Origin of the sequence: Haloterrigena alkaliphila (assembly GCF_017352155.2) — an archaeon.
GTDB classification, from domain to species: Archaea; Halobacteriota; Halobacteria; order Halobacteriales; family Natrialbaceae; genus Haloterrigena; species Haloterrigena alkaliphila.
In genome coordinates this window covers 52623-71405 of the sequence record NZ_CP084319.1, presented here as the reverse complement: position 1 = coordinate 71405, position 18783 = coordinate 52623, and the positions used below count along the sequence as shown (strand labels likewise).

General features: G+C 60.2%; 16 protein-coding genes. 3 read left to right on the top strand and 13 right to left on the bottom strand.

Annotated features, from left to right (window positions below; genetic code table 11):
* Nucleotides 1-15 precede the first annotated feature (15 nt).
* From J0X25_RS37945 to J0X25_RS37930, 4 genes are all read right to left on the bottom strand, one after another.
* Nucleotides 16-1983, bottom strand: coding sequence for an archaea-specific SMC-related protein (locus tag J0X25_RS37945; RefSeq protein WP_226777231.1), 1968 nt, complete (start codon nt 1981-1983; stop codon nt 16-18).
* Nucleotides 1984-2193: 210 nt separating this feature from the next.
* Entirely contained in the window at nt 2194-2961 is a 768-nt protein-coding gene (locus J0X25_RS37940; RefSeq protein WP_226777230.1) for an SDR family NAD(P)-dependent oxidoreductase, read from the bottom strand.
* Nucleotides 2954-4564: a long-chain fatty acid--CoA ligase gene (locus J0X25_RS37935; protein WP_226777229.1), complete on the bottom strand. Its 1611-nt coding sequence runs from the start codon at nt 4562-4564 to the stop codon at nt 2954-2956. Before J0X25_RS37935 ends, J0X25_RS37940 begins: the two co-directional genes overlap by 8 nt.
* A 222-nt stretch (nt 4565-4786) precedes the next feature.
* Complete coding sequence (locus J0X25_RS37930) at nt 4787-5860, bottom strand: phosphotransferase family protein (RefSeq protein ID WP_425600940.1); 1074 nt, start codon at nt 5858-5860, stop codon at nt 4787-4789.
* Nucleotides 5861-6206: 346 nt separating this feature from the next.
* On the opposite strand from J0X25_RS37930, the gene lpdA reads away from it, so the two are divergent.
* Nucleotides 6207-7610, top strand: a complete 1404-nt coding sequence (gene lpdA, locus J0X25_RS37925; protein ID WP_226777227.1) for a dihydrolipoyl dehydrogenase — start codon at nt 6207-6209, stop codon at nt 7608-7610.
* A 31-nt stretch (nt 7611-7641) separates the two neighbouring features.
* On the opposite strand, the gene J0X25_RS37920 is transcribed toward lpdA, so the two are convergent.
* The 8 genes from J0X25_RS37920 to J0X25_RS37885 all read right to left on the bottom strand — a co-directional run bounded on the left by J0X25_RS37920 (nt 7642) and on the right by J0X25_RS37885 (nt 15035).
* Nucleotides 7642-8739, bottom strand: coding sequence for a zinc-binding dehydrogenase (locus J0X25_RS37920; RefSeq protein WP_226777224.1), 1098 nt, complete (start codon nt 8737-8739; stop codon nt 7642-7644).
* Nucleotides 8740-8876: 137 nt separating this feature from the next.
* Nucleotides 8877-9593, bottom strand: a complete 717-nt coding sequence (locus J0X25_RS37915; protein WP_226777223.1) for an ABC transporter ATP-binding protein — start codon at nt 9591-9593, stop codon at nt 8877-8879.
* Nucleotides 9593-10336 (bottom strand): ABC transporter ATP-binding protein, encoded by a 744-nt coding sequence (locus tag J0X25_RS37910; protein WP_226777222.1) that lies wholly within the window; start codon nt 10334-10336, stop codon nt 9593-9595. Before J0X25_RS37910 ends, J0X25_RS37915 begins: the two co-directional genes overlap by 1 nt.
* The gene (locus J0X25_RS37905) at nt 10329-11339 is read right to left on the bottom strand and encodes a branched-chain amino acid ABC transporter permease (RefSeq protein WP_226777221.1); all 1011 of its coding nucleotides are present in this window, start codon (nt 11337-11339) and stop codon (nt 10329-10331) included. Before J0X25_RS37905 ends, J0X25_RS37910 begins: the two co-directional genes overlap by 8 nt.
* Entirely contained in the window at nt 11332-12192 is an 861-nt protein-coding gene (locus tag J0X25_RS37900; protein WP_226777220.1) for a branched-chain amino acid ABC transporter permease, read from the bottom strand. Before J0X25_RS37900 ends, J0X25_RS37905 begins: the two co-directional genes overlap by 8 nt.
* An 11-nt stretch (nt 12193-12203) precedes the next feature.
* Nucleotides 12204-13556, bottom strand: a complete 1353-nt coding sequence (locus J0X25_RS37895) for an ABC transporter substrate-binding protein (RefSeq protein ID WP_425600938.1) — start codon at nt 13554-13556, stop codon at nt 12204-12206.
* Nucleotides 13557-13703: 147 nt separating this feature from the next.
* On the bottom strand, nt 13704-14852 hold the full coding sequence (locus J0X25_RS37890) for an acyl-CoA dehydrogenase family protein (RefSeq protein ID WP_226777218.1): 1149 nt from the start codon (nt 14850-14852) through the stop codon (nt 13704-13706).
* A 45-nt stretch (nt 14853-14897) separates the two neighbouring features.
* Nucleotides 14898-15035, bottom strand: coding sequence for a hypothetical protein (locus J0X25_RS37885; protein WP_226777217.1), 138 nt, complete (start codon nt 15033-15035; stop codon nt 14898-14900).
* A 107-nt stretch (nt 15036-15142) separates the two neighbouring features.
* Between J0X25_RS37885 and J0X25_RS37880 the strand changes: the two genes are divergently transcribed.
* The gene (locus tag J0X25_RS37880) at nt 15143-16717 is read left to right on the top strand and encodes a long-chain-fatty-acid--CoA ligase (protein ID WP_226777215.1); all 1575 of its coding nucleotides are present in this window, start codon (nt 15143-15145) and stop codon (nt 16715-16717) included.
* Nucleotides 16718-16776: 59 nt separating this feature from the next.
* Here the strand turns inward: J0X25_RS37880 and J0X25_RS37875 are convergent, their stop codons facing one another.
* Complete coding sequence (locus tag J0X25_RS37875; RefSeq protein WP_226777214.1) at nt 16777-17607, bottom strand: enoyl-CoA hydratase/isomerase family protein; 831 nt, start codon at nt 17605-17607, stop codon at nt 16777-16779.
* 159 nt (nt 17608-17766) lie between these two features.
* Here J0X25_RS37875 and J0X25_RS37870 point away from each other — a divergent pair, with 159 nt between their 5' ends.
* On the top strand, nt 17767-18783 hold the full coding sequence (locus J0X25_RS37870) for an alcohol dehydrogenase catalytic domain-containing protein (RefSeq protein ID WP_226777212.1): 1017 nt from the start codon (nt 17767-17769) through the stop codon (nt 18781-18783).

The following is an 18783-nucleotide window of genomic DNA, read 5'->3' as shown; positions in this document are numbered from 1 at the left end:
TACCGCAGATGGCGCCTATATCTCCGTGATTCGGGCGTGCTCTGTCTCAACCGCCTGCGCATCCTCTTCCAGTAGCGCAACGACGAGGTATGGCACGTGGGTCTCGAAGTAATCGAGTAAATTCACGATCCGCTCTGAGTCGATCGCCTCAAGTGAATCCAACAGCATGAAGGAGACCGTTTCGTAGACGTCATGGACGAGATAGCCGGCCAGCGCGAACACGAGCCCGGTTACCTCGCGTTCGCTTTCGCTTAGGTGGGTGATCGTGTCTTCGTAGGCTACGCCGGAATCAGTACTCCAGACGATCTTAAGGTCGAACGACGACTTCGTAACCTTCCGGCGTCCCTCGCGGACTTCCCGGGTGGTGCGGTCGATCCAGATCCGGTCGAGGTTGTCGTACCCGAGGATTTCGAGAAGGTTTTCCATGTGCTCGTTGAAGCTCTCAACGGCGGTCGCCTCTATTTGGTCAATCCGCGTCCGGAGGTCAGTCAGTTCGTCAGTGATCTTCTCACGGCGGCTTTCGAGCCCTCCTCGCTCGTCGAGTCGCTGTTCGATCGACGCGATCTCGTCTTCGATCTCGTCGCGCTCGCGCTCCTTTCGCTCGAGTTCGAATTCCAGCCGGTTGACTTCCTTGTGTTGGTCGAGTACATCATTCTGGTCGGCCGTCTCGAGGTCATCGATCTCTGCCTCAAGGTCGTCGATCTCGCCGGTGAGGTCCTCGCGATCGGCCGTCAGATCCTCGATCCGATTGCGACGACGGTCGATCTCGTCGTCGATCGAATCGAGACGCTGCTGTGTCTGCCGGTATTCGGTTCGGTTCTCGTTGATCTCCGAGAGCGTTTCGCGACGCTCCTCGAGTTCGGAACTGATCTCCGAGCGTTTCTCGAGTCGCTCCTGGTGCACATCCTGCAACTGCTCGACTGTCGTTTCGATCTCCTCGCGCACGACCGACGAGCCACAGGTCCAACAGGTGACCGTCTCTTCGTCCACGGCCAGCCGATCCGTGATGGATCCGTCGCTCCCGGTTCCGCTCTGTTCGTTCTCCGGCAGAATTGACTCCCCTTCCTCGAGGAGTTGTCTGTTGAACTGTATGGTACTCTGGAGTTGGGAGATCTCGCCGGAGAGTTCGGCTTTCTCATCCTGTAGCGTCTCGATTTCTGACTCGATGCGCCCGATGTCTTCGTCCTTGCCTGTCGAAAGTTCCTCGAGTTGCTCTTGGACCTCTTCCCGTTCGTCCTTGAGGGCGTCAATGCTCTCGCGTTCGGTCTCGATACGATCGCGGACGCGTTCGAGTTCCGAGCGCATTCTGCGAAGTTCTACGAGTCGCTCCTCGAGTTCGGACTGCTCCTCGCGGTGCTCTTCGACATCGACGTTCGTCTCCTCGAGCTCGTCGCGCGCGGTCTCAAGTTCCTCCTCTAGCGATTCAATCTCGTCGGTAACGCGCTTTCGTTTCGCCTCCAGATCGGGAAGTTGCGTCTCGAGTTCGTCCAATTCCTCGAGTTGTTCGTCGATTTCCTGTTTGCGCTGCTCGAGGCGTTGGATTTCGGCCTGAATCTCCTCGGTGTCGACCGGCCGCATGATCAGTTCCTGAAGGTCATCGTCACGAGCGACAGCCTGTCGTGCCTCGTTAGTCTCGGGTAAGAAGGCGAATAGGTCCGCGAGTTTGTGATTTTCGAGGTACGGATCACCGTCGGTGACGATTGTTCCGTTTCGTCGCTCGAGAGTTCGGTGATAGGTCTCGTCGCCGAACTCAAGCGACGCGTGCCCCTTATCTGCGTCGGCCTTTAGGCTGACGCGATCGCTTCCGAGTGCCGCCATGAGTCCTTGGAGGAGCGATGTTCGGTTCGTCGCGTTCCGTCCGGCGAGAACCGTTACTCCCTCCTGAAACGTCACCTCTGTCTCGTTAATTCCCCCAATGTTGTCGACGGAAAGTGTTGCCCTTTCTGGGAGCTCTTGATTCTTCTCAGTTAATTCGTTCTTCATACGTTCTATCCCACAGCCATCCATTTAGATGTTATCTGAACACGGCTATCTGAGTAGCACTGTCTAGTTTAGTGTCGCCACTGGCACACAGTTATTGAGTGTATGATATTTCGTTATGAGTTCTAGTAGTGTACGAACTGCCAGAATTTCTCTCGCACGCTCGCCCGACGAAAGAGGTTGAATCAATCCCAGTAAGGAAAAGAACCATTGTTATCGTGCGGTCCAGCCACCGTCCGCTGCGAGAACAGTCCCAGTCACGTAGCTCGCAGCATCACTCGCGAGAAAGACCGCCGGACCGGCGATCTCCTCGGGGTCAGCGAATCGGTCGAGCGGCGTGCGGTCGATGATTGACTGTCGAAGCTGTTCGTTCGATTCGAGGTCATCGGTGAGTTCCGTCGAGACGTATCCTGGTGCGATGGCGTTAACACGGACGTCGGGCGCCCAATCGAGTGAGAGGCTCTTCGTAAGACCGACGAGGCCGTGTTTCGAGGCGACGTATGGATGCTGTCGCGGGAGGCCGACCAAGCCACCGACGCTGGCGACGTTGATCACCGAGCCTCCGTCGCTCTCGAGAAGCCCGTCAGCGGCCGCGGTCGTCACCTCGTAGGCTCCGTTCAGATTGACGTCGAGGACGCGATCGAGACTCTCAGTCGGGACGTCGTTCGGACGGCCGAGCGCATCGTCAGGGTTGAAGCCGGCGTTATTGACGACGACATCGATACCCCCGAACTCGTCTTCGGTTTTGTCGATCACGTTCGCAACGGCGTCCGGATCAGTCACGTCCGCCGGAACGGCGAGCGCTTCTCCGCCGTCGTTCCTGATTTCGTCTGCGACCGCCTGGATCTCGCCAGTCGAACGGGCGCTCGGAACAACTGCTGCGCCGGCGTTTGCTAGTTCGACGGCAATGGCGCGACCGATGCCACGCCCGCCGCCCGTTACCACTGCGACTCGTTCAGAGAGGTCAAATTGGTCACTCATTGGTCGGATTTCTGTTGATCTGGTTGCGAAGGGCTTTCTTATCAAACTTTCCGGTCGCCGTCTTCGGAATTATCTGGACTTCCCTGATCTCATCAGGGTACCACCAGTCGGGCTGATCGAGTTCGTCGTCGAGGAAGTTCAGTAATTCATCCTCGTTCGTTTCCGTTCCTTCAGCAGTTACGACGCATGCGAACGGCCGCTCCTGCCACTTTTCGTGTGGGACACCAATTACGGCCGCCTCGACGACCGCATCGTGGGCCATCAGGGCATTCTCGAGCGCAATCGAGGAAATCCACTCACCGCCGCTCTTGATGATGTCTTTTGCGCGGTCGACGATCTCGATGTAGCCGTCCTCGTCGACAGTAGCGATGTCGCCGGTCTTCAGCCAGTCGCCGTCAAAGTCTTTCTCGTTAGCTTCAGGACGGTTGTAGTATTCCGTGACGACGGACGGGCCGCGGACCAGCAGTTCGCCGGCGGACTCGCCGTCCCAATCGATCTCATCGCCGGCGTCGTCGACGACGCGCATCTCGAGGCCCGGTGAGAGCAGCCCTTGCTTGCGGCGTTTCTCATACTTGCGGCTACGGTCCCACTCGTCCATCCGGGCCTTCGGTCGGGAGACCGAGCCGATACTCATCGTCTCAGTCATTCCCCACGCGTGCTCGACGGTGACGTCGAACTCGTCGTCGTAGCGCCGCATCATTTCCTCGGGAGCAGCACTACCTCCGACGATAATCCGCTCTAAGCTAGAGAGGTCCCCGCCGTGTTCGTCGATGTGTTCGAGGAGGTCGATCCAGACCGTCGGCACGCCGGCGGTCATGGTGACGCTTTCCTCTTCGATTAACGCCAGCAGGTCGGCCGCGCTCGGTGCGGGTCCAGGATAGACCTGCGTTGTACCGGCCATCGTCGCGGCGTACGGAAACTCCCAGGAGTTGACGTGGAACATCGGCACGACCGGCATCACCACGTCGCGCTCGCTGACGTCGAGACCGGCGGGCGTCATTACCATCATCGCGTGGGCATAGATCATCTTGTGGGAGTATTCGACGCCTTTTGGCCGTCCAGTTGTGCCGGACGTATAGCACATCCCGGCCGGATCGTCTTCCTCGAGGTCAGGGAGATCGGTCTCCGCGACCGGATCGTACTCGTCGACGAGGTCCTCGTAGGCGACGGCGTTAACGTTGGTCTCGGGGATCGATTCGGACATCACGATGACTTCGTCGACCGGTAGGTCGTCCCACAACCGCTCGATCGTCTCGAACGGTTCGCCTGGATCGACGAACAGGATATCGTCGGCGGCGTCTTCGACGATGTAGACGATATCGTCGTCGCCCAGTTGAACGTTGATCGTGTGCAACTGGGCACCAGACAGCGGAGCTGCGAAGTAGGTCTCGAGGTGGCGGTGGTGATTCCACCCGAACGTACCGATCCGATCGCCGGAACCGAAGCCGCGGTCCTGGAGTGCAGCGACCAGCGATCGGACGCGGATACCGACCGCGCCATACGTGTAGTCCGTGACGCCATCGGCAGTTCGCGAGACAATCCGTTTCTCTGGGAAGAGCGCCGTCGGGCGCCAGAAAAACGGTTGGAGAGTCAGATCAGACATCGTTCCGGTTTGCTAGCCGATGAACCGTCGTCTGTCAGAAGTCCATTCACGTTTCCGAGTCCCAATGGTGTGCTCGGTTTTCCCATGCTCTGTTTCCGTAGTATTGACGTTCATCACTATGAAACATCGGGTCCATCTAGCGCGGTCACAGTCGTGGGATGCGGTCGACTCCTCTCTCAACTACGGAGCTGAACGACAACCTAACGGTACTAATCGGGCGGCTCACAGGTTTCGTTCCCCCTCGATAAGTGCGACCGTCTGTTCGGCAAGCAGCGGCACGCCCTTTTCCATCTTCGGATACAACGGATCGGCGGAGTTTCCTTCCAGATATCGCCGGAAGAACATCTCTCCGAGTCCGGCCATCTTGTACGCCGCGAGTACCTGATAGAACCGTCGATTCTCGAATTCGACGCCCGTCTGCCGTTCGTATCGAGCGACGAGTTCGTCTCGAGTTGGATACCCCTCCTGAGCCATGACCGTACTCATCAGTTCCGGCATCGGCGGAGCCGGATCGGACGGATCGTGCCAGAAGAGCAGCATCCATCCAAGATCCGTTAACGGATCGCCGAGCGTCGACAGTTCCCAGTCGAAAATGGCACCTAGTCGTGGTGGCACGCCCGGTTCGAACAGCACGTTGTCAAGTTTGTAATCACCGTGAACTAGCGTGTGTGCGTGATCCGCCGGGACGTTCTCCTGCAACCACTCACCGACGCGGTCGAGTTCAGGGACCTCACGCTCGGCTTCGGTTACTTCGAACGCCCACTCGAGTTGTTGCTGCCACCGATCGACCTGTCGTTCGGTAAAGCCGGCGGGACGTCCGAAGTCGCCGAGTCCGACCGCCTCGTAATCGACGGAATGGATGCTCGCGAGCGCATCGACCAGTTCTTCGCCGATCGCAGTCCGGTGATCCGGCGTCGCGAACCGCTCGGGCTCTGTGTCTCGGAGTACGTCTCCGGCCTCACGACCCATGACGTAGAACTCACTGCCGATCACTGACTCGTCCTCGCACGCGAGAACGGTTTCGGGAACCGGGACGCTCGTCTCCTGGAGTGCGTCGATTGTACGATACTCTCTGAGGACGTCGTGAGCCGTGTCTGCGGTTTCTCCAGCGGGTGGGCGTCGCAACACGTACTCGCGGTCGTCCCACTCGATGAACAGCGTCTCGTTCGAGTGGCCTTCGTCGTGGCGCAGCACCGAGACCGACTCGGCCTCGCCGAGGGTCTCCCCGAGGTAACTCCGTAACGCGTCCTCGTCGACGAGTCGATTCAGATACTGGTCCTCATCCGTCACGGTGATCACCACTGCCGCTCGTGGAACGGGCCCTCATAACGATTAAAGGTACGGGAAATCCGGTTAAGTAAGTTCGGGATTAGCCAATTATCACGATATCGTGATACAGTATCAGTCGACCGTGGTAACGGCTGTGATTTCCCAACCGCTCCATAATCGATCAACGGTAAATAACGGACTTAGGGTATTATGTTCAGTAGTAGGTCGTTGCATGCTAAAAACAACTGTTAGTGATACCCACAAGAGTTGAAAGTCCTGAGACGCGGATGTCGCGGAAACTACCGGCGAGACGGCCGCTGGGCACCGAATCGATCACCAAATCATTATAAGCTAGTCTGACCACGTACTTCCTATGTCATCGACTGACGTTCTCGTAATAGGCGGTGGTCCGGGCGGATACACCGCTGCGATTCGTTCCGCACAGCGTGACCGCGACGTCACCCTGGTCGAACGAGACGGTGTCGGTGGGACGTGCCTCAACCACGGCTGTATCCCCTCGAAGGCACTGCTAACGGCCTCGAACCTCGTCACCGAACTCGAGTCCGCCTCGCAAATGGGGATTTATGCGGAACCGTTCGTCGACGTCGGTGAAATGGTCGAGTGGAAGGACGACGTCGTTGAACGGCTCACCGGCGGTGTTGAGAGCCTCTGTGAGGCGAACGGTGTCACCGTGAGAGAGGGGACGGCACGCTTTGCGGGCGATCACGCCGTCGAAATCGTCTCGGAAGACGGTACCGTCGACGAACTCGAGTTCGAAACGGCAATCGTCGCGACCGGCAGCCGTCCGATGAGCGTTCCGGGCTTTTCGTTTGACGACGACCCGATTCTGAACTCCCGGGAGGCACTCGCGCTCGAGGCGGCGCCGCGGTCGCTAGCCGTCGTCGGTGCGGGATACATCGGGATGGAACTCTCGACGGTGTTCGCGAAACTCGGAACGGACGTGACGGTCGTCGAGATGGAAGGCGACATCCTGCCGGGGTACGAATCGGATCTCTCTCGGCCGGTTCAGAAACGCGCTGAATCGCTCGGCGTCGACTTCCAGTTCGGTCAGGTCGCGACCGAGTGGTCTCGAGCGGACGACGGGAGCGTTATCCTCCAGACGGAAGACACGGACGGGAACGAACAGGAGACGGTCGCGGAGCAAGTCCTCGTCGCGATCGGTCGACAGCCCGTTACCGAGACGCTCAATCTCGAACCGATCGGAATCGAACCGGACGAGAGTGGGTTCCTCGAAACCGACGACCAGATGCGGACCACTCGCGACCATGTCTTCGCAGTCGGTGACGTCGCCGGCGAGCCGATGCTGGCACACAAAGCGGCTGCGGAGGGTCTCGTCGCCGCGGAAGTCGTATCCGGGGGCGATGCCGAACTCAATGAGGCTGCGATTCCGACTGCGGTGTTCACCGATCCGGAGATTGCTACCGTCGGACTAACGGAGGCTGAAGCGCGCGCTGTCGGTCACTCGCCGGTTGTCGGGGAGTTCCCGTTCGACGCGAGCGGCCGAGCGCTTACCCTCTCGGAGACGGAGGGGTTCGTCCGCGTCGTCGCCGAGGAGGACGCCGGCCGACTCCTCGGGGCGCAAATCGTCGGTCCGGACGCGTCCGAGCTGATTGGTGAACTCGGGCTGGCGGTCGAGACAGGGCTGACTCTCGAGAACGTCGCCGGAACCGTTCACATGCATCCGACGCTCTCCGAAGCGGTCATGGAAGCGTGCGAGAATGCGCTCGATCAGGCGATACACACGCTAAACAGATGATCGATCGCAAACGGTCGTCCGGAGAAGTCGATCAGGGTTCGACGAGCACTTTGATTTGATCGCTATCGGGATCGCGAAGATCTTCGAACGCCGCTTCGACGCCGTCGAGCGGTACCGTATCGGTGATCATCGGCTCAGGATTGATGCGGCCGTCGCCGATCAGATCTAACACGGTCGCAAATTCGGACCGCGAGGCCAGCGGTCCGCCCTGAAAGCCAAATGACCCGACGAGTTGCCGTTCTGCCTGCATAATATCGTTCGGATGGATAGAAACCTCCTCTTCGAATACGCTGAGAACGACGACCGTTTCGCCGTACGCGGTGCTTCGAAGAGCATCCGTCAGCGTCGTCGCCGTTCCAGCACACTCAAAGGACACCTCTACGCGGTCGGTCTCGCGCTTAATGCGTTCGACCGCATCGATGGCGGTCGGATCGATAACAACGTCGGCGCCGAGCGCTTCTGCGGCCTCCCGACGGGCCGCTCGTGGTTCGCTGACGTAGATCTCGCGTGCCCCGCCTGCCGCCGCGGCCGCAACGACGCCCAGGCCGATAGGGCCAGCTCCGAACACTGCAACGCGATCGGTCGAATCGAGCCCCGATCGGCGGACGCCACGGAGGGACACACCGAGCGGTTCCGCCAGCGTCGCGTGACGCAGCGATACCTCGTCCGGGATGGGCACTGCCATCGACTCGGGAACGACGATTCGATCGGCGAATCCGCGACTAGAGACGACGCCGCCGTCGCCCTGCTCGCAGAGGTGGTACTTGCCCGTCGCGCAGTAGCGGCAATCGTGGCAACCGGCCACCATGTTCAACGTGACGCGATCGCCGACGTCGATGCCCTCGACGTTCTCACCGACAGTCGAGACGGTGCCGGCGATCTCGTGTCCCATCGGTTTCGGCAAGTGCTCGTCCCAGTCCGACTCCGGTATCGAGTGATCGGTTCCCTCTGCCCGGATCGGAACCGGTCCCGCCTCGTACTCGTGGAGATCCGAGCCGCAGATCCCTGTGTACTCGATATCGACCGCGACCGTTCCTGGAGCGACGTCCCGCCGGTCGGCGTCCTCGACACGGAGGTCTCTCGGTCCATGCAGGTATACAGCCTTCATCATCCTGTGTGGTTGTATCACACGCACGATGGTAAATCTACGCGTTCACGAACGCGGTCCCACGTCTCTAGAGTCACACAGAGATTCTTCGAGAGTTCGAGCGTACGGCCGAAAAACGATTTGCTGTAGTCCGCGGTCGGAACGGAAACGGCGATGCGTCAGGTCACGCCGATGTACGCGTCGCGAACGTACTCATCCTCTTGGAGCTCTTCCGCCGGGCCTTCGAGGGTGATTTCGCCGGTCTCGAGCAGATAGAGCCGTTCGGCGTGACGCATCGCGAAGGTGGTATTCTGTTCGGCGATCAGGATGGTGAGCCCTTCCCGCTGGAGTTGCTCGAAGGTATCGTCGAGGTCGTTGATGATGACCGGCGCGAGTCCGAGCGTCGGCTCGTCCAGAATGAGCAGTTCCGGATCGCTGACCAGTGCCCGACCGATGGCGAGCATCTGCTGCTCACCGCCGCTCAGCGTCTCCGCGTCCTGCTCTCTGCGCTCGTCTAACCGGGGGAACAGCTCGTAAACCCGGTCGATCGTCTCCATAGCGGCCTTCTGATCCTTCCGAGGGTATGCGCCCATCAGGAGGTTTTCGTGGACGGAAAAGAAGGGGAAGAGATCGTGTTCCTCGCTGCAGTGGACGAGACCCCGGTCGACGATCTCTCGTTTGGAGAGATCGGACAGTTCTTTTCCGAACAGTTTGATACTCCCGTCGTACTCCTTGATGCCAGAGAGCGTGTCGAACAGTGTCGTTTTTCCCGCGCCGTTCGGACCGATAACGCCGACCGTCTCGCCTTCCTCTACTCGCAGCGAGACGTCGTCGAGCGCCTGGGTCTTCCCGTAGGAGACGTCGAGATTCTCGATTTCGAGGACCGGATCGGCCATCAGCCACTCACCTCCGTTCCTGCGAGGTACGCTTGCTGGACCGTCTCGTCGTCCGCGATTTCCTCGGGCGACCCCTCAGCGATCTTCTGGCCGCTGTTGATGACGACGACGCGATCGACGATCGGCATGAGTCCCTTCATGTTGTGGTCGACAATGATTATCGGACGTCCCTGGGCGTTAATCTCGCGGATACGCTCGGACAGGTCGCGAATCTCGGCCTGATTCATTCCAGCGAACGGTTCGTCGAGCAAGAGCATCTCCGGTCCTGTCGCCATCGCTTTGGCCATCTCGAGCTTTCGCACGTCGGCGTGGGGAAGCGAATCGGGGAGCGTATCCATCTTCTCGTCCAGACCGAACATGCGCGCGAGTTCGAGCACCTCACTCTGGTTCGCACCGCCGGTTAGCGAGAAGATGTTGTTGGGATACGTGAACAGCTCGATATTCTCGCCGACCGTCGACGACGGGATCGGATTCGACTCCTGTGAGACACGTGCGATACCGTTATTGACGATATCGTGTGTGTCCATGTCCGTGATATCGTGACCTCTGAATCGGATGCTGCCGTCGGTCACCGAGTAGATACTCATGATGCAGTTGAAGACTGTTGTCTTCCCCGACCCGTTGGGGCCGATGAGACCGAGTATCTCGTCGTCCTGGACGTCGAACGAGAGGTCGTCGACCGCGACCAGTCCGCCGAATCGCTTCGTCAGCCCGTCGACCTCGAAGACCGATTCGCTACTCATCGTCGGACCCCCCTATCGAGCCGAGTTTCGACCAGATGAACGGGAAGAGGCCGTCCCTGAGGAAGACGAGGAAGAGCAACACGAGTACCCATAGGGAGAACCAACGCCCGGTGGATCCGAACGTTGTCAATACCTCATCGCGGAGGAAGACGAAGACGAACGCGCCTCCGAGCGGACCGGCGATCGTTCCCATGCCGCCGAGTACCGCCATCGCGACCATCTCCAAGCTCCGGTCGATTACGAGAACCGTCGTGGGATCGACGTTCCCGTAGAAGTGAGCGAGCATCGCCCCGCCGATCCCCATCGTGATCGAACTCAACAGGAACGCCCAGAGTTTGAACTTCGTCGTGTCGATTCCCGCCGATTCGATCGCTTCTTCGTTCTCGCCGATCGCACGGAGAATCCGTCCGATGTTGGACTGACTCACCACGACCAACACGGCGCCGATGAGCAGCATCGGAAGGAGCGAATAGTAGTACATCTCCGTGAAGTTGTACGTGAGCGTCTCGACGGCGGTAATTCCTAACTCACCACCGGTGTACTGGCCGTAGATGTAGACGAGCTGTGTCAGGACCAACACGGCGACAAGCGTGATGAGCGAGAAATACGGTCCCTTGAGTCGCAGCGTCGGCGCTGCAAATAAGAGGCCGATAGCGACCGCTGCGAGGACCGAGAGCGGAAACGTGATTGACATCGGGAGCCCCGGATCCACGTTGTAGATGAGGATACCAGTGGTGTACGCCGCTCCGCCCGAGAGCGCCGAGTGGCCGAAACTGATGTAGTTCGTGTGTCCGCTGATGATATCCCAGCCCATCGCGAAGATGGCCCATATGGACGCGAGCGCGAATACGTACTGGTACCGGGCTCCCCAGAACGGCAGTGTGAGGAGCGCGATCAGGGCGGCGCTGACCGCGCCGATTTGGTACCGATTCGGTTCACCGAGGAATTCCCTCGAGAGCCGTTGCAATACTGGTTCGCCGGAACTATCGTATTTGTTACTCAAGGTATTCCCTCCCGTAGAGGCCTTCGGGTCTGTACATGATCACCGCGATGATGACCAGCAGCGCTACCACAGTTCGATACGGAGCACCGATGAGTTCGACCGTCAGTGTCTCGAGATAGCCGATGAGGTAGGCGGCGATGATCGATCCCTTGATCGACCCGACGCCGCCGATGATAACGATGATGAACGCGAGCGTGAGCGGCTCGAGCCACATTTCGGGGCTCGTCTGCTGGAGGCGGCCGATGAAGATACCGGCGACGCCCGCGAACGCGCCCGCGATCAGCCAGGTCTGGCGGCGGACCTTTGGGAGGTCAACGCCGGTGAAGATCGCACCGCGTTCGCTCATCGAGGTCGCGAGGATCGCCCGTCCGTTTTTCGTCCGCTTGATGTAGTACCACAGTAGCCCGATCAACACCCACGAGAGGACGAATGCCAGTATCTGGTCGTACTGGATACGGGTCCCGGCGACCGCGATGGATCCCGGAAGCAGGGACGGCAGGATCCGCGCCTGCTGTGAGAACCCCATCGTCGTCGCTTCCTGTATAGCGAGCGCGGCCAGGATCGTCGCCATGAACGTGATTACGACGTTATCCTCGATGTATCTGACAAGGCCCATGTAGATGGCGTACGACGAGACCGCTGCGACGAGAACGCCGGCGATGACGCCGCCAATCCGTCCGACGTACGGGTACGCAACCATGAACGTGTACGCACCGGCCATGAGCAGGACGCCGTGGGTGAGGTTGAGGACGCCGCCGACGCCGAAGACCATGGTGAACCCAATCGCGATCAACGCGTAAATCGCGCTGATCATCGCACCGACGATGAGTATCGTTATGATATCTCCGATCATATGTCACGGACTCACATCCAGGACGGTGCCTGATGGTCACCGTTTGCGTACTCCTCCGGCCACACACAGAATTTAGTTCCGTTCGTGTCCCCGATCCCGTTACCGCCCTCCGCTTCTTGCCACTGCGTGACGGTAAAGGGCGCGAACTCATCGCCCGGACTCTCGCCTGGGTAGACGTCGTTCGGGTACTCGTCGTCTTCACCCTGGAATTGAATCTGTCCGTACGAGCCCTCGAAGTCCGTCGCCTGAAGTTCCTCAACGATCGAATCGATGTCCTCTCGGTGGTTGGCGGTTCCGGCGCGCTCGACGGCTTCCGCGTAGAGGTTGATCGCGTCGTGGGTGATGAACCCGACGAACGTCGGCGTCGTCGGCCGAGAGTCGTATTCGGACTGATAGGCGTCCATCACCTCGCTCGTTTTCGGCGTGATGTCCGCGAACCCGTCCGCCGCCGCCGTCGCCGTAGCCAAGTACTCTGCCGTGCCGTCGGTGTCGGACCAGAACTGTGGCGACTGCGCCGCGATCATGACGCCGTCGAGCGAGAACGGGTACTCGTTTCGCGACCACGCTGCTGTCATGCCGGTGATCGGAATGTGCGAAAGGGCGCCGATCATCGTCTGCGCGCCGGAGGCTTCGACGTCGTCCAGAATCGGGGCCCAGTCGTTCGTGTCCAGTGAGACCCGCTCGTTGACCGATACCTCGATCCCGTTCTCCTGGAGTCGGCTCGCCGTGATATCGGTGATGTCCTGCGTCCAAGCAGCGTCCTCCGAAACGACAGCCATCGTGTCCCAGCCGTGTTCCTCGGCGAGGAATTCGCCGTACTGGGCGAGATATTCGGCCTGTTTGATCGAATTGACCGGCCCCGGACGGAAGACGCTCTTGTATTGGTCGTAGTTCTGCTGGTGGTTGTCGGCGAAGATCCGCGGTGACGCTGCACCCGTGATCAAAAACGGCAAGTTGTTCTCAGCCGTCAAATCCACGAGTTGAAGCGCAACCTCGCTCACGACCGTCCCGACGAGCATGTTGATGTTCTCTCGATTGATCATCTCCGTGACCGCAGAGTGGGCCTCCGAGGGCTGGGCTGCGGAGTCGGCCGTAACGAGTTCGACGTCCTGATCGAGGATTCCGCCGTCTTCGTTCAGTTGATCCACCGCCAACTGTGCAGACCGCTCCGAACCGAGTCCGTTGTCCGTCTCGACGGGCATGATGTGCCCGATCCGTATCGCATCGCTGTTACCGCCACCTAGGCATCCGGCAACCGATGCAACGGCTGTACCCGCGCCGATCGTTTTCAGTACTGTTCGCCGACTCGTCCTATCAGTCCCACCACTAGCGTAGCGAGAGTTCTCGCTAACCTCCTTGTACATTGGTATCGACTACCAGTACATGCTGGAGATTGCCTTATATCACTTTCTATAATACAAGAGACATTAGAGACGTGTGCCGGTCTACAGTTCTGACGGGTGACAGTTTTCGCCTCGAATAAACTGTGAAGTGATCATATCGAAATTAGTTCACCGATTCGCCTCGTCGATGCTATCGTAGATAATGTTTTTCTGAATCTCGCTCGTTCCTTCGACGATTTTCTGTACGCGTGCGTCTCGATAGAATTTCTCGGGCGGGAATTCGCGCGTGTACCCGTAGCCACCGTGGATCTGGATCGCTTCCGAACAGACATCCTCGCAGATCTCGCTCGCGTAGTACTTGGCGATAGAGGCGAGGTGTCTCGGATCGTTTTCGGCCATCACCTCGCCCGCCGCCCGGTAGGTGGTCGAACGAGCCGTTTCGATATCGGTCTTCATGTCCGCGAGTTTCCACTGGAGGCCCTGAAAGTCGCTGATCTTCTGGTCGAAGGCCTCTCGCTCCTGTGCGTACTCGTACGCGTGGCGGAACGCTCCGGCGGCGGCGCCGAGAGCGTTAGCTGCAACGAGGATTCGATTTTCGTTGAAAAACTCCATCAACTGCGCGAAACCGCGATCGACCTCACCGACGAGGTGATCTTCGGGAACGCGTGCGTTCGAGATGTTAATTTCGGCGGTCGGACTCGCTCGGAGTCCCATCTTCTCGATGTCGCGTTCGACCTCGAACCCGTCGGTCTCGGTCGGAACGATGAACGCGCTGATTCCGTTGTGGCCGGCGTCGGGGGTTGTCTTCGCCATGACAACCATGAACTCCGCAACAGGACTGTTGCTCGCCCACGTCTTACTCCCGTTGAGAACCCACTCGTCGCCGTCCTTCTCGGCCGTCGTTCGCATTCCGGCGACGTCGCTTCCGGCGTCCGGTTCGCTGATCGACGTTCCACAGACGGCCTCGCCCTCGAGCACCGGCCGGACGAACTCGGACTTCTGCCACTCGTCGCCGTACTCGAGGATCATCTCGGTTCCGAACTTGCCGGTCAGGACGGCGGTCCCGATTCCGGGATCCGCACGATTAAACTCCTCGTGGACGATGACCGACCCGAGGAAGTCCATCCCCGCACCGCCGTACTCCTCTGGGTAATGTGGCGCCAGAAAGTCCAGTTCGGCGGCCTCCTGAAAGACCTCTCGCGGGAACTGGACGGCGCCGGGGTCATCGTACTCTCGAGCGATCGGTTCGATCTCGGTCTCCGCGAACTCACGGACTGCGTCGCGAATTGCTTCATGCTCCGCTGTCAATAACGTCATGTACGTGTTCTGGTTCTCCGGTTCGTCGTTCGATTGCCGCTCGATTCAACCGTCGTTGAGCGTGCGTTCACTCTCTCGGGCCGGCGGCCCGTCGAATCGCGGTCGGTCACGATCACGTCCCCCGAGCAGAACGTCCGGTCGGTCGATCTCGAGGGATGCATCCTCGAGAGTCTGCTCTGTCATAGGCTCGCATAGACGCTCGAAGCAATGTCAGTCCATCTAATAAAACCCGGGGCCAGCGACCGCTTCGGACGAAAGAGCTAACACGGTGATTCCGGAAACGTTGAGTCATGGGTTATCTTCCCACGCTACCGGAGACCTTGTCGCGGACGACGCGGAAGTATCCTGATCGGGAGGCGATCGTCTACCCGCGAAAGGACGTCCGGCTGACCTACGAGGAGTTCGACGACCGAGTCGATCGGTTCGCGAACGCGCTCGCGGATCGCGGCGTCGAGAAGGGCGACCGCGTCTCGCTCCTGCTTCACAACTCCGCGGAGTTCGCGATTGCACTGTTCGGACTCCTGCGGGTCGGCGCCGCGTTCAATCCAGTGAACTACCGCCTCGCGCCCAGCGAGGTCGGCTACATCCTCAACGATTCCGAGTCGACAGTCCTCATCTTCGAGGAGGCGACGCGGGAGACCGTCGAGCGCGGCCGCGACGAGTTCGGAACGGTCGAGGAGTACGTCTACGTTGACGACGATGTTGAAGACGGCCCCGAGTACGCCGACGGATTCCACGAGATGCTCGAGAGCGCGGACGCGAGTGCGCCCGAGGTCTCGATCGATCCGACGGACCAGTACGCGATCATGTACACGAGCGGCACTACTGGCCGTCCCAAGGGGGTCGTCCACTCTCATCGGGACGCGACCTATCACAACATGCTCTACGGCGGCCAGATGGGACTCAACTTTACGGACGTCGGAGTCTCCGTAATGCCGCTGTATCATAACGCGGAGCTCAACTGCGGGCTCCTTACCCGAATCAACCTCGGTGGGAAGTCGGTGATCCTTCACGAGTTCGACGCCCGACGGGTCCTCGAAGCCGTCGACGAGGAGCGGGCCACTCATCTCTTCGTGGCCTCACGCATCTGGCGGCAGCTGCTCGAGGAGTCCCGGGAGATGGACGATTTCGACGGTTCGTCGCTCGAGCTCGGCGTCTACGGCGCCGCGCCGATGCCACCGTCGCTGCTCGAGGAGTGCATCGAGACGTTCACCGAGGACTACGCTACGGCGTACGGAATGACGGAGATGGGTCCGTGTGCGACGTTCATCCTTCCTTTCGAGGTCCGGGAGCACTTGGAGAGCGTCGGTCGCGCCGCGCCGAACCACGAAGTACGCATCGTCGAACCAACCGAGAACGAGGATCCGAACGATCCCGTCGGTCCGGAGGACACGGTCGAGACCGGCCAGACGGGCGAGATAATCCTCCAGGGGCCGCCGATGATGGAGAAGTACTGGAACCAGCCGGAGAAGACGGCGGATGCGATCCGCGACGGCTGGTTCTTCACGGGCGACGCCGGGTATCTCAACGAGGACGGGTACCTCTTCCTCGTCGATCGGATCGACGATATGATCATCAGCGGTGGCGAGAACATCTATCCGACGGAAGTCGAGAACGTCCTCTATCAGCACGATGGCGTCGCCGAAGTTGCGGTAATCGGCGAGGAGGACGACCAGTGGGGTGAGCGCGTCGTCGCCTACGTCGTTCCGGACGGCGACGTGACTGCGAACGAACTCGATGCGTTCTGTAGGGACAGTAACGACCTCGCCGAGTTCAAACGGCCGCGGCAGTACGAACTCCGGGACGAACTCCCGCGCAACCCCAGCGGCAAAATCCAGAAGTACAAACTCCGCGAAGAGAACTGACCACAGATGGCAGTGTACTAACAGCTGGTGACGGACTGCAACGAACGAGCGAACACCGATCAGTCGGACGGTCTCGTCCCCTTGTTCCGCTCGTTCATGTACTCGAGCGCCGCGTCGAACCCCTCAGTCGCCGCGATGCGGTAGTACTCCTTCCCGTACTCCGTATGGTGACCGAGCGCGTCGAACAATTCTCCGAACGTGAACATCGGTTTCGCGCCTTGCATCTCAGCGGTGCCGTTGAGTACCTGCTTGAGTATACGAACGTTGTTCCCGGGCATCTTTCGTATCTCCTCGACCTCCGCACGGACGACGTCCTCGAGTCTATCCCGTGGAACGACGCGGTTGATCATGCCCAGTTCCCGCGCTCGCTGCGCGCCGACGATCTTCCCGGAGAGTAGCAACTCTTTCGCCTCGTGAAGGTTCATGACGAACGGGTAGATCAGCGTCGGCGGAACGCCCGCCATCCGCAGCCCTGGATACCCGAACTCCGCGCTCTCGGTTGCGATCACGATGTCACTCGCCATCGCCAGGTCGCTGCCCCCGGCGAGACAGTAGCCGTCGACGGCGGCGATTACGGGCTTGTCGCACTCCCAAACGGCGTGGACGTGCTCGGTCGCGGCGTCGAACTCGTCGAGGAGATCGTCGATCGACGGAACCGGGTTGGATTCGTCCCCCTGTGGGGTGATATCGTAACCGGCCGAAAACGCCTCCTCCCCCGCACCTCGGAGGACGATCACCCGCACTTCGTCGTCGGACTCGGCTCGAGCGATCGCCTCGACGAGTTCTTCGATCAAGTGATCGTTCAGCGTGTTCAACGAGTCGGGGCGGTCGAGTGTGACGTGCGCCGTTGCTCGATCGGAATCGACGGTGTATTCGATGCTCGATGTCACGTGGAGTGTCACCACGTACGCGGTTAAACGCTTTTCGCGGCCCGGAACGCGGGCGACCGATCGGCGTACCGGTCACTCATCTGATGGCGCGTCTTCGACCGTTCGACGTCACCTTCCGTGAACCGCAGTTATATGCCACCAGCGTCCGATCAAAACGATATGCGCGCCGCAGCGTTCACCGGATTCGGTAGTCCGGAGCACGTGACGATCGAATCGTTCGACGATCCCGAACCGGGTCCTGAAGAGGCAGTCCTCGAGGTCGAGGCCTGCTCGATCAACCACCACGACCTGTGGATCCTCAACGGCGACTTCCGGGTCGACGAGGAGGACCTCCCGTACGTGGCCGGCATGGACGTTGCAGGAACCGTCTCGGCTGTCGGCGACGACGTCGAAGGTGTCAAGGTCGGGGAACGGGTGCTCCTCTGTCCGAACCAGACGTGTGGTTCCTGTCGGTTCTGCCGGGAGGGGCCGGAGAGCTACTGCGAGCGATTCAGTCTCTATCACGGCGGGTTAGCGGAGTACGCGACTGTTCGAGCCGATCGGCTGATCCCGCTCTCGGACGCCGTCGAACCGGCGGATGCGGCGGCGCTTCCCGTCTCGTACATGACGGCGTTTCGAATGCTCGACGAAGCGGAGGTTGGCCCCGGCGACCTCATCTTCGTGCCTGGGGCGACCGGCGGTGTCGGCGTCGCGACCGTTCAGCTCGCGGATATCCTCGGTGCGCGGACGATCGGCACGTCGACGTCCCGCGAAAAACTCGATCGACTCGAAGCGTTCGGCGCCGACCACGTTGTCGAGTCCGGCAACCCCGATACGATCCGAGATGCCGTCCTCGAGGTCGGCCGTGTCGATGCGACGATCAACCACCTCGGCGGCCCCTTCTCCGAGGTCGGGCTGAACGTTCTCCGCCGCGGCGGACGGATGGTGATCTGCGGACAGACGGCAGGTCCAACCTCGACGCTCACGCTGGGGGATCTCTTCCTGAATCAGAAGCGGGTCATCGGAAGCACGATGGGGACCCAACGCGACCTCGAGCGACTCGTCGACCTCGTCGAAAACGGCCGACTCGAGCCGGTCGTCCACGAGCGCTACCCGCTCGCGGAAACCGATCGCGCGTTCGCCGATATGGCCGATCGCGAGACAGTCGGAAAGCTGGTCGTGGAGCCCGGGCGCTAA